Origin of the sequence: Massilia rhizosphaerae (assembly GCF_016093545.1) — a bacterium.
In the GTDB taxonomy this organism is placed as follows: Bacteria; Pseudomonadota; Gammaproteobacteria; order Burkholderiales; family Burkholderiaceae_D; genus Telluria; species Telluria rhizosphaerae.
This window is the reverse complement of sequence record NZ_JADKYX010000002.1, coordinates 22,208-33,548: the sequence shown is the minus strand read 5'-3', so window position 1 is coordinate 33,548 and position 11,341 is coordinate 22,208. Positions and strand designations below refer to the sequence as shown.

At 67.2% G+C, this 11,341-nt stretch carries 11 protein-coding genes and 2 tRNA genes; 4 read left to right on the top strand and 9 right to left on the bottom strand.

Annotated elements, in window-relative coordinates; translation table 11 throughout:
• The first annotated feature begins 5 nt into the window (after positions 1–5).
• A complete protein-coding gene (locus ISF28_RS03185) occupies positions 6–1,298 on the top strand; it encodes a DUF445 domain-containing protein (protein WP_198115719.1) in 1,293 nt (430 codons plus the stop codon).
• Positions 1,299–1,312: 14 nt separating this feature from the next.
• Positions 1,313–1,639, top strand: a complete 327-nt coding sequence (locus tag ISF28_RS03180) for a putative signal transducing protein (RefSeq protein WP_198115718.1) — start codon at positions 1,313–1,315, stop codon at positions 1,637–1,639.
• Positions 1,640–1,786: 147 nt separating this feature from the next.
• On the opposite strand, the gene ISF28_RS03175 is transcribed toward ISF28_RS03180, so the two are convergent.
• The 5 genes from ISF28_RS03175 to ISF28_RS03155 form a co-directional block, all read right to left on the bottom strand.
• A tRNA-Met gene (locus ISF28_RS03175) sits at positions 1,787–1,863 on the bottom strand.
• A gap of 73 nt (positions 1,864–1,936) precedes the next feature.
• Positions 1,937–2,013 (bottom strand) — tRNA-Met (locus ISF28_RS03170).
• An 86-nt stretch (positions 2,014–2,099) separates the two neighbouring features.
• The gene (gene miaA / locus ISF28_RS03165) at positions 2,100–3,053 is read right to left on the bottom strand and encodes a tRNA (adenosine(37)-N6)-dimethylallyltransferase MiaA (protein WP_198115717.1); all 954 of its coding nucleotides are present in this window, start codon (positions 3,051–3,053) and stop codon (positions 2,100–2,102) included.
• A 7-nt stretch (positions 3,054–3,060) separates the two neighbouring features.
• The gene (gene mutL, locus ISF28_RS03160) at positions 3,061–5,031 is read right to left on the bottom strand and encodes a DNA mismatch repair endonuclease MutL (protein ID WP_198115716.1); all 1,971 of its coding nucleotides are present in this window, start codon (positions 5,029–5,031) and stop codon (positions 3,061–3,063) included.
• Between the two features lie 256 nt (positions 5,032–5,287).
• Positions 5,288–6,205: a peptidylprolyl isomerase gene (locus ISF28_RS03155; protein WP_198115715.1), complete on the bottom strand. Its 918-nt coding sequence runs from the start codon at positions 6,203–6,205 to the stop codon at positions 5,288–5,290.
• 180 nt (positions 6,206–6,385) lie between these two features.
• Between ISF28_RS03155 and ISF28_RS03150 the strand changes: the two genes are divergently transcribed.
• Positions 6,386–7,030 (top strand): VTT domain-containing protein, encoded by a 645-nt coding sequence (locus ISF28_RS03150; protein WP_198115714.1) that lies wholly within the window; start codon positions 6,386–6,388, stop codon positions 7,028–7,030.
• 144 nt (positions 7,031–7,174) lie between these two features.
• Positions 7,175–8,245 (top strand): carbonic anhydrase, encoded by a 1,071-nt coding sequence (locus ISF28_RS03145; RefSeq protein ID WP_198115713.1) that lies wholly within the window; start codon positions 7,175–7,177, stop codon positions 8,243–8,245.
• Between the two features lie 12 nt (positions 8,246–8,257).
• On the opposite strand, the gene ISF28_RS03140 is transcribed toward ISF28_RS03145, so the two are convergent.
• The 4 genes from ISF28_RS03140 to tsaE all read right to left on the bottom strand — a co-directional run bounded on the left by ISF28_RS03140 (position 8,258) and on the right by tsaE (position 11,337).
• Complete coding sequence (locus tag ISF28_RS03140; protein WP_198116190.1) at positions 8,258–8,503, bottom strand: hypothetical protein; 246 nt, start codon at positions 8,501–8,503, stop codon at positions 8,258–8,260.
• A 105-nt stretch (positions 8,504–8,608) separates the two neighbouring features.
• Positions 8,609–9,427, bottom strand: a complete 819-nt coding sequence (locus tag ISF28_RS03135) for a D-hexose-6-phosphate mutarotase (protein WP_198115712.1) — start codon at positions 9,425–9,427, stop codon at positions 8,609–8,611.
• Between the two features lie 36 nt (positions 9,428–9,463).
• Complete coding sequence (locus ISF28_RS03130; protein ID WP_198115711.1) at positions 9,464–10,885, bottom strand: N-acetylmuramoyl-L-alanine amidase; 1,422 nt, start codon at positions 10,883–10,885, stop codon at positions 9,464–9,466.
• Positions 10,849–11,337: a tRNA (adenosine(37)-N6)-threonylcarbamoyltransferase complex ATPase subunit type 1 TsaE gene (gene tsaE, locus ISF28_RS03125; RefSeq protein WP_198115710.1), complete on the bottom strand. Its 489-nt coding sequence runs from the start codon at positions 11,335–11,337 to the stop codon at positions 10,849–10,851. The genes ISF28_RS03130 and tsaE overlap by 37 nt, the downstream gene beginning before the upstream one ends.
• Positions 11,338–11,341: the final 4 nt, after the last annotated feature.

Sequence of the window (11,341 nt, the reverse complement as noted above, 5' to 3'; positions counted from 1 at the left end):
ACACCATGCCTGTTTCGTCAGCCAAGGAACGCGAACTGCGCCAGTCGAAGCGGCTGGCGCTGGGCTTTTTCGTCGGCGCCGCCGTGCTGTTCGTCGTCGCGCTGCTGCTGTCGGCCCGCTGGCCCGGCGGCTGGTGGATCGGCCTGCTGAAGGCCTTTGCCGAGGCCGCGATGGTCGGCGCGCTGGCCGACTGGTTCGCCGTCGTCGCGCTGTTCCGGCGCGTCCCGATCCCGCTCGTGTCGCGCCACACGGAGATCATCCCCGCCAACAAGGAGCGCATCGCGGACAATCTCGCCGCGTTCGTGCGCGACAAATTCCTCGACACGGATTCCATCGTGCGCCTGATCCAGCGCCACGACCCGGCGCAGAAGGTGGCCGACTGGCTGACGGCGCCGGAAAACACGGAACGCCTGGGCGATACCCTGGTGCGCGTCGCCGGCTTCGCGCTCGACGTCATCGAGGACGCGGCCGTGCAGAACTTCGTGCGGCGCGCCGTGCACGGCATGATCGCCGGCGTCGACCTGTCGCAGACGGCGGGCACGATCCTGGAAAGCCTGACGCGCGACGGCCGCCACCAGCAGATCCTCGATGAGGGCATCGATCAGTTGGCGCACCTGCTCGCGAACCCGCAGACGCAGGATGTCATCGCGCAGGGCATCGTCGACTGGCTGCGCGAAGAATACGCGTTCATGGAAAAGATGCTGCCGTCGGAACTCATCGGCCGCAAGGGGGCGGACGTCGCCGTGCGGCTCGCGGCCGGCATCCTCAAGCGCGTGAGCGACGACCCGGACCACCCGCTGCGCCGCCGCTTCGACGTCTTCACGCACGACTTCATCGAACGGCTCAAGAGCGATCCCGCCTTCATCGAGAAGGGCGAAGACATCAAGCGCTACCTGGTCGGCGACGCCACCGTGAACGGCTACATCGGTTCGTTGTGGGGCGACCTGAAAGGCTGGATCAAGGCCGACCTGCACCAGGCCGATTCACAGTTGCGGCGGCGGATCGTCGCCACCGGCGGCTGGATCGGCCGCACCTTGGCCGAGGACCCGGTGCTGCGCGCCGCGCTGAATGAGAACCTGGAACTGGCCGTGCGCGGCGCGGCGCCCGACTTCGCGGGCTTCCTGACGCGCCACATCGCCGATACGGTGAAGCACTGGGACAGCGGCGAGATGTCGCACCAGGTCGAGATCAACATCGGCAAGGACTTGCAATACATCCGCATCAACGGCACCATCGTGGGGGGCTTGATCGGCGTCGTGCTGTACCTGCTGTCCGCCCTGCCGGGCTGGCTGACGTAACACGGAGGATCGTCATGCATCTATCGAGCGACATGCTGAACGCCGCGCTGGCCGGCACGCCGGAAGAGGCGCGCCTGCCGGGCCGCGACCTGGTCGAGGTGGCGCGCTACCTGATCCCGCTGGAAGCGAGCCTCGTGCAGGGCTGCCTCGCCGCCTCCGGCATCCCGGCCGTGCTGGCCGACGCGCACCTCGTGCAGACGGACCTGCTGCTGGCGCCCGCGCTCGGCGGCGTGCGCATCCTCGTCCCCGAAGACCACCTGCAGCAGGCCCGGGCCGTGCTGGCGGCGTTCGCGCGCGGCGAGTTCGCCCTCGGCGAAGACGCCGACGTCGGCGGCGAGTGAATTATTTCAGCAGCGCCACGATGAACGGCCCCCCCCGGCAGGTCGTGTGCGAGTTGGCTTGCCTGCAAGTACTGCCGATCCGGATAGGTTCCGCCTCGTCCGGCAATGAAAAAGCCGCCGGCTCTCGCGAACCGGCGGCTTTCGAATTGGTGGTGATAGGTGGACTTGAACCACCGACCCTAGCATTATGAATGCTATGCTCTAACCAACTGAGCTATATCACCGGTAAAACCTTGCAACTCTCACTAAAACAAAATGGCTCGGCCTTGTATGCCAAGCCATTTCGCTTGAATTCTGTGGTGGTGATAGGTGGACTTGAACCACCGACCCTAGCATTATGAATGCTATGCTCTAACCAACTGAGCTATATCACCAGAACGGGGTGCATTATGCCGTCCGCCCCCGGGACTGTCAAGGCTACCCGCTCCGGATCGCCGTGTCCAGCGTCACGCCAATCGTGTCACGTCCGCAACGCGGCCAGATGGTCGAGCATGCGCCGCGCCGGGTCCGGCCCGAGGCAATCGATCACGATCCGCTCCGGCATCGAACGCAGCCACGTCAGCTGGCGCTTGGCCAGCTGGCGCGTGGCGACGATGCCCGTCTCGCGCAGCCGGGTGCGGTCGATGCTGCCGTCGAGGTATTCCCACGCCTGGCGGTAGCCCACGCAGCGCATCGAGGGCAGGTTCGGATGCAGGTCGCCGCGCGCGCGCAGGCCCGCGACCTCGGCCACGATGCCCGCGTCGTCGCGCCGGCCCAGCATCTGGTCGAAGCGCAGCGCGATACGGTCGTGCAGCACGGCGCGGTCGCTCGGCTCCAGCGCGAACGGCACGAGGTCGAACGGCAGTTCCGGCTTGTCGCGGCGCGCGAGCAGCGCGGACATCGGCTTGCCCGCCAGTTCGAAAATCTCCAGCGCGCGGTTGATGCGCTGGGCGTCGTTCGGCGCCAGGCGCTCGGCCGTGACCGGGTCGACGCCGCGCAGCTTCGCGTGCATGCCGGGCCAGCCGATGCGCGCCGCTTCCACGTCGATGCGCGCGCGCACGCCGGCGTCGGCCGTGGGCAGGTCGTCCAGGCCGTCGTTCAGGCCCTTGAAATACATCATCGTGCCGCCGACGAGCAGCGGCAGCCGGCCGCGCGCCTGGATCTCGGCCACGAGCCGGATCGCGTCGGCGCGGAACTGGGCGACGGAATAGGCGTCGAGCGGGTCGATGATGTCGATCAGGTGATGCGGCGCGCTCGCCAGCTCCTCGGCGCTGGGCTTGGCGGTGCCGATGTCCATGCCGCGGTAGACGAGGGCGGAATCGACCGAGATGATCTCGACGGGAAGTTCTTGCGCGATGGCGAGCGCCGCCGCCGTCTTGCCGGACGCGGTCGGGCCCATGATGGCCACGGCCAGCGGTTTGCGGTACGAAGTCATGTGGTTCTTACTGGCCGCGCAGGAACAGCTTGTCGAGGGCGGCGATTTCCAATTGGACCCAGGTCGGGCGGCCATGGTTGCACTGGTCCGCGCGTTCCGTCGCTTCCATCTGGCGCAGCAGGGCGTTCATCTCGGGCTGCGTGAGGATGCGGTTCGCGCGCACGGCCGTGTGGCAGGCGAGGGTGCCGAGCAGTTCGTTGCGGCGCTCGATCAGCACGCGCGAGCCGCCGTATTCGCGCACGTCGCGCAGCACGTCGCGCGCGAGCGTCTGCGCGTCGGCGTTCTTCAGCAGCGTGGGCACGGCGCGCACGGCGAGCGTCGTCGGCGACACCGCGGCGATGTCGAAGCCGAGGGCCTTGAGCGTTTCCTGTTCTTCCTGCGCGGTGCCCACTTCGACGGCGTCGGCGAAGAAGGTCACGGGGATCAGCATCTGCTGGACCTGCATCTGCTCGCCGCCGGCCTGGGCGTCGAGCGCGTTCTTCAGTTGCTCGTACAGGATGCGTTCGTGCGCCGCGTGCATGTCGACGAGGACCAGCCCTTTGCGGTTCTGCGCCAGCACGTAGATGCCGTGCAGCTGGGCCAGCGCGAAGCCGAGCGGGAAGTCGTCGTCGGACGCCGGCTTCGTCGTTTCCGGCAGCGGGGCTTCCTCCACGCCGGGCGGCGCCGCCGTTTTCGGTGCGCCCGTGAACAGCGCGCCGTAGCTGTCCGTGCGCTGCGGGACGCCGCCACCCGTCGGTGCATCCCAGCGGCTGCCGGGCGCGAACGGCGACGGCGAGAACGTCGACGAGGCGCGCGCGCCGCCACCGCCTCCGCCGCCCGTGCCGGCGCCGGACGTCCAGGCGGGCGACGCCAGTTGCGATCCGAACGACGTCTGCTCGTGCGGGCGGCGCCAGACTGGCGTGTCGCCCAGCGAGGTGGACGACGGCGTGATGTCGGACGCGCTCACGGGCGCGGGCGCGTTGCCGTGCGCCGTCGCCGACGTCTGGGCCAGCGCGCGCTGCACGGCGTGGAACACGAACTGGTGGACGGCGCGACTGTCGCGGAAGCGCACTTCGATCTTCGACGGGTGCACGTTCACGTCGACCATCGCCGGGTCGAGTTCGAGCGCCAGCACGTACGACGGAAAGCGGTCGCCGTGCAGCACGTCCTCGTACGCGGCCTTGACCGCGTGGACGAGCAGCTTGTCGCGCACGAAGCGGCCGTTGACGTAGAAATACTGGCTGTCGGCGCGCGCCTTCGATGCCGTCGGCAGGCCGACGTAGCCGTGCAGGCGCAGCGGGCCGGCGGTCTCAATGAGATGCAGCCGCGCTTCGGCGAAGTCGCCGCCGAGGATCTGCGCGCTGCGCTTGGCCGCCTCGCTCGTGTTCCAGTGGTCGATCGTGCGGCCGTTGTGCGTCAGGCTGAACGACACGTCCGGCCGCGCCAGCGCGATGCGGCGCACGACCTCGGCGCAGTGGCCGTATTCGGTCTGCTCCGATTTCAGGAATTTGCGGCGTGCCGGCGTGTTGAAATACAGGTCCTGCACGTCGATCGTCGTGCCGAACTGGCCGGACGACGGCGCCACGGTGCCCTGGTGCGAGCCGACGATTTCCCACGCGTGCGGCGCGCCCGGCGTGCGCGACGTGATGCACACGGCCGCGACGGACGCGATCGACGCCAGCGCTTCGCCGCGGAAGCCGAGCGTGTTCACGTTCTCGAGGTCGGTCAGCGACGCGATCTTCGACGTCGCGTGGCGCGCCAGCGCGAGCGGCAACTCCTCGGGCGGGATGCCGCGGCCGTTGTCGGTGATGGCGATGCGCTTGACGCCGCCTTCCTCGAGCCGGATCGTGACCTGCGTGGCGCCCGCGTCGAGCGCGTTTTCCAGCAGCTCCTTCACCACGGCCGACGGCCGCTCGACGACCTCGCCGGCGGCGATCTGCGAGATGAGCTGGTCGGGAAGCTGCTGGATGGGACGGTGGGTGGGGGCCGGGGCGTTCATCCCCCGATTATAGCCCGGCACCCGCGTCACGAAACGAGCGCACATTCGGGGTCAGAGCACAAATTTCGAGAAATTCGGGGTCAGAGCACATTTTTGAGCAATTTCCCGCGATGGCGGATGACGCCGCCCGCCACCGGTTCGTTGGCGATTTGCGCGCTACAACGCCATCGTTGATCGGCGTATTCCCTGTCTGTGCAATTTCCTGAAAAAGTGCTCTGACCCCAAATTTAAGGAAAAAAGTGCTCTGACCCCGAATTTATTGTTCCCGTACGGGAATTGGCGCGGCGCACAGGTCGAGGTGGCCGGCCGCCACCTTGGTCCACGGGCCGCCGCGGTTGCGCTGGGCGTCGAGGACGGCCCGGTAGGTGGCGCCGTCCGTGCGCATGACTTCGAAGTGGCTGCGCTGGTCCGGCGGGACGTCGGCCGCCACTTTGATCGATGCGATCGGCACGTTCATCTCCGGCTTGTCGTAGAAGCCCATCGGCGCCGGGCCGCGCGGCAGGGCGGCTAGTTGCGGCATGCCGGAAATCACGCGGCCGACCACCGTGATGTTGCGGTCGAGGTGGCGGGCCGGGCCGATCACGGCGTACAGCGACGTCCCGCCGCCGCTGTCGGCATCGATGTCGCGGCCCACGCCGACCATGCCGTAGCAATGCGCCAGCCACGTCTCGCCCGTCCTGGGATCGCGTCCGACGGGAAAGCCGTTCGAGTGGCCGACCTCCCGCGCGTAGCCGTCGACATCCGGCTGGCGCGTGAAGTGCGTGTCATTCTTGATGGGCACCGTGAATTCGGCCTTCAGCGTCTTCTGCGCGCCCGTGACGGGCCTGGCCTTGTCGTTGTCCTCGTTCGGGTCGCCCCATTGCACGACCCAGTTGTCCTGCACGCGCACGACGGCCAGGCCGTCGAAATAATGGGCGCGCACGAGAGCCTTGATGTTCCTGACGTGGTTCGGCGCGAAAGTAGGGGCCAGTTCGATGACGACGCGTCCGGACGGTAACTCCATGTACAGCGTGTTGTCCGGTTCGAGGGGGCGCCAGTCGGACGGTTTCGACGCCTTGACGATGTCGGCGACGCTGGGCTTGGGCGGCAATTCGCGAGCAGCGGCGGCACCGGCCGCGAGCAGCGCGCAGGCGGCAACGAGGCTCGTGCGCCGGTGGGTGCAGTAGGGCTTCACGTCGTCTCCTTGGCCGCTTGTGGCGGCCTGGTCATTGTGGGTGTGACGACGATTGTAATATGGGAAATAATGAAAATGAAACCATTTACCAATCGAGAAAAAATCGCCGCCGGCATGACCTGGGACCGATTTCCGAGGGCGGACTGATGGTATGATTCGGCGCTACCGTTTAGGAAAATTATGGATCTGATGCAACTCATCGGCATGATTCTTCATGTCGACAAAACCCTGGGCACACTGCTGGCGCAATACGGGGTTTATGTCTATGCCGTGCTGTTCGCCATCGTATTCTGCGAAACCGGTCTCGTGGTTCTGTTCTTCTTTCCTGGTGACACGCTCCTGTTCATCGCAGGCGCCTTCTGCGCCACCGGCGAGATGAGTTATGCGGTGCTGACGACCTTGTTGATCGTGGCGGCGGTGACGGGCAATACCCTCAACTATTACATCGGCGGGGCGATCGGGCACCGCGTCTTCACGCACGACTACCGCTGGCTGAACAAGGACGCGTTGCGGCGCACCCACGAATTCTTCGAACACCACGGCGGCAAGACTATCATCCTCGCCCGTTTCGTGCCCGTCGTGCGCACGTTCGCGCCGTTCGTCGCGGGCGTCTCGGACATGACCCATGCGCGCTTCCAGATGTACAACGTCACCGGCGCCGCGGCATGGGTCGTCACCCTGGTGACCGGCGGTTACTTCTTCGGCAATATCCCCGTGGTCCGCGACCACCTGACGGTGATCGTGCTGGTCGGTGTCGGGGCAGCCGTCGTGCCGCTGGCGCTGGGCGGCCTGTACAAGGTGGGCCGGCGCATGATGAGCCGTTGAGCGGACGGATTGCCGCATTCGCAGCGCGCCGCAGGACGGCGCGCTGTGCGTTTACGGGTCTTGACGCATGGAATTGTTCCCTAGCCTCAAGTTTACTGTCGGTCACGCCGATAAGGCAGGGGAGAGCAACAGTACTGGATTCCCATGCGTAACCTGATCGCCTTGTTCGTGTGCAGCTGCGTCGCCTTGAGCGCCGGCGCCGCGAACGATCCCGAGGCCGCCGCGGCAGCCAAATTGGCGGCTTCCGTCTCCAGACCGGCATCGGCCATGGTGCCTTTGGCGCCCGCGGCCAAGAAACCCGAGCCGGTCGTCCGGAAGGCCGAACCGGCGGCCGCCCCGGCCGCCGCCCCGGAAGCCAGCGAGGAAGATGCCGAGGTCGCATTGTCGGCCAAGATCGCCCAGCGCCTGGCCGCCCTGCGCGAGCGCCAGCAGGCCCGCGCCGCGGCCGCCGCGCGCGCGCGCAAACTGGCCGAGGCCAAGCGCCGCCAGGAAGAGGCCGCCGCCGCCGCGGCAGCGGCCCGCGCCGCCGCGCCCAAGCACGGCACCGTGTGGTCGTACGAGGGCGAGACGGGCCCGGCCAACTGGTCGAAGATCAATGTCGACTGGGCCAAATGCGGCACCGGCAACCGCCAGTCGCCCATCGACTTGCGCGACGGCATCAAGGTCAATCTGGAGCAGATCAGTTTCGACTATCACCCGTCGTCGTTCAGCGAAGTCAACGACGGCCACACGATCAGGGTGATGGTGGGGAGCGGCAATTTTATTACGGTCGGCAACACGGTCTACGAGCTGCAGGAATTCCATTTCCATCGCCCGTCCGAGGAAAAGATCAACGGCAGGGGCACGGAAATGGTGATCCACCTCGTGCACCGGAGTGTCGAGGGCAAGGTCGCGATCATCGCCGTGCTGCTCGAGCGCGGCCAGCCGCACCGGCTCATGCAGACCATTTGGGATAATTTGCCGCTGGAAAAACATGACGTCGTGTCGCCGTCGATCGTGATCGACCCGTCCGACGCGCTGCCGGAGCGCCGCGACTACTTCACCTACATGGGGTCGCTGACGGAACCGCCGTGCACGGAAGGCGTGCTGTGGATGGTGTTCAAGCAGCCGATGCAGGCGTCGCCGGCGCAGATGGCATTGTTCTCGCGCCTGTATCCGCTCAATGCGCGCCCGGTGCAGCCGACGGCGGGGCGCATGATCAAGGAGTCGAACTGAGCGCTCGTATGGTCAATGCCAGCCGCGGCGGTGGCCCCATCCGCGCCCATGCCCGCGCCCGCCGCGGTATTCGTAATCGTGGTAGCTGAAGTCGAGCGAAACGGGCGGCCCGACATAGGCCGGGCCATAGCCGTAAGGATAGTAGGGGCCGTCGTAGGCCCCGTAAGGCGGCGCGTAGACGGCGCAGCCCGACAAGGCGCCGCCCGCCGCTAGCGCGAGTGCCAGGCGTTTCAGCCGGCCGGTTGTGTTGGTGTCCATCGCGTCACCCCGTGTGCTGTCCTGACTATAGTCTAGGCCGGCCCGGGAAGGTTGCCGTTCTTTTTTGCTACAAATTGAAACGCCGGCAATGCCGGCGTTTTGTCGTCATGCCGCTTGCACCACGGCCCGGTACGTCCCGCGCCAGGTGCCGCCCGGCTCCAGTTGCTGCGGTTCCAGCAGGGCCGGTTCGATGCAGACGAAGCGGCGGTATTCCTCGTCTTCCATGTCGGGCAGCGCCGCCGCGTCGGCCGCGCCCGGATTCCACACGACGGCGTCGTTGAAGCCCGTCTGCTCCAGCGTCACCTTGTCCGCGCCCGTGTCGAACGTGATTGTGCCGCCGATGCGTTCGAACACCTGGTCGAGCTTGTCGGTGATGGCGAGCGTGTCCGTCTGCACGCCGTCGATGCGCACGGCGTCCAGGTCGTCGACGAGGTGGTAGGTGTGGAGCGCGGCCGCGAAGGGAAGCGGTTGTGCGCCCGTGTTGCGCACGTCGAGCGCCATGTCCAGTTGCGCGCCGCGCACCGCTACCCGCAGCACCAGCTCGAAGGCGTACGGCCACGCGGCCGCCACGTCGGGGGCCAGGTCGGCCTGGTTCAGCGCCAGCACGGCGAACGCGGCGCCGTCCGCTTCGCCCTGGTCGACGACGCGCCAGGTCGACACGCGCGCGAAGCCGTGGCGCATGCCGTTGCCGCGTTCGGCGAACTGGGGAAAGATGACGGGGACGCCGCCGCGGATCGCCTTGCGGCCGTCCAGCGCCGACAGGCTGCTGAGGAACAGCCGTTCCTGGCCCGGCGCCTCGGCCGTGGTCACGGCCTTCCACGACACGAGGTGGGCGCCGTACAGAGTGATGGTCGCCTCGGCGCCGTCCGGCGCGCGAAGTTGCAGTGCGGGCAGCTGCCCGAATTGAGTGGTCGTTACGTTCACGAGAATCCTCCTCAGGGGGACGCCCGCGGGCGTCCGTTAAGTCATGCGGCTCTTCGCCAGCGGCGGATTGTACGCGAAGTAGCGTTTGATGCCTTTCGTGATCGCGTCGGCCAGTTCGTTCTGGTAAGCATCGTCCTTGAGCCGCGCTTCTTCCTCCGGGTTCGAGATGAACGCCGTCTCGACGAGGATCGACGGGATGTCCGGCGCCTTGAGCACGGCGAAGCCGGCCTGTTCGACGACACCGCGGTGCAGGCGGTTGATGCCGCCGATCTCCGTCAGCACGGCCTTGCCGAGTTTCATGCTGTCGTTGATCTGGGCCGTCTGCGACAGGTCGATCAGCACGCTCGCGAGCTGCCGGTCGTGGTTGTCGAGATTCACGCCGCCGATCAGGTCGGCCTTGTTCTGGTCGTTCGCGAGCCAGCGCGCCGCGCTCGAGCTGGCGCCTTTTTCCGACAGCACGAAGACGGACGAGCCGCGCGCCGTCCGCTCGACGAACGCGTCGGCGTGGATCGACACGAACAGGTCGGCTTGCACCTTGCGCGCCTTTTCCACGCGCTGGCCGAGGGGGACGAAGAAGTCGGCGTCGCGCGTCAGCATCACGCGCGTGTTCGGCAAGCCTTCCAGCTTGGCCTTCAGGCGCTTCGCCACCGACAGCACGATGTCTTTCTCGTGCACGCCCGTCGCGCCCGTGGCGCCCGGGTCTTCGCCGCCGTGGCCGGGGTCGAGGGCGATGGTCACCATGCGCATCACTTTCTGGCCCGGCGTCACCTTGGTATGGGCGGCGGGCTGCGGCGTCGCCGGCTGCGGCGTCGCCGGCTGCGGTTGCACGGGGGAAGCCGCGGCGCGGGCCGCGTCCGCTTCCAGCCTGGCGATGGCGTCCGGGCCGGCCTGCTCGACGGCCGGCGCGCCCGGTTGCCCGGCCGGGGTCGGGGTGACGGGAGCCGCCTCCGTGGTCCAGTTTTCCTTGGCGATCATGGCGGCCAACGGGTCCACTTCCTTGACCGGGTACAGGTCGAAGATCAGGCGGTGGTGGTAGCCGGCGACGGGCGCCAGCGTAAACACTTGCGGCTTGACCTCTTCCTTCAGGTCGAACACGAGGCGCACGACGTTCGGCCGGTTTTGGCCCACGCGCACCTGCCTGATGTACGGGTCGTTCGATTCGATCTTCGCGACGAGGCTTTTCAGCGTCTCGTTCAGCGCCAGGCCTTCGATGTCGACGACGAGGCGCGGCGGGTCCGGCACCATGAAGTGCGTCGTCTTGAGTTCGCCGTCGTTTTCCAGCGTGACGCGGGTGTAGTCGTCGGCCGGCCATACGCGCACGGCGAGGATCTGGGCGGCGGATGCCGGCAGTGGCGCGATGACGGACAGCAGCAGCGTGCCGCCGGCCTTCAGGATCGTACGTCGCGTCAAGGAGCCGGGAATCAGGGTGTCGGGGGGTAGTGCAGGCGTTCGAGGCATAGCAGGCCCAGGTCGGACAACGCCTGCAATTCTACCTCACGCCCGCGTCCGCTGACCTTAAGCAACACTTTAACGTCGGGCGGCGGCAACACCGGCTCGCCTTTTTCCGGCCATTCCACGATGCAAATGTTGTTTCCGTCGAAATCTTCCCGGAAGCCCGCGTCGAGGAATTCCTCCGGGCTGGACATGCGGTACAGATCGTAGTGGATCACGTTGACGGGCCGGCCGTCCAGGTCGATGCGGTATGGCTCGGACAGCGTATAGGTCGGGCTCTTGACGGCGCCCTTGTGGCCGGCCGCGTGCAGCAGGGCGCGCGTGAGCGCCGTCTTGCCGGCGCCGAGGTCGCCGTGGAGATACATGACGAGGCCCGGGCGCAGCGCGCGCGCGAGGGCGGCGCCCAACGCTTGCGTGGCCGATTCGTCGGGAAGATAGGCATTCACTTGCTGCTGCATCGAA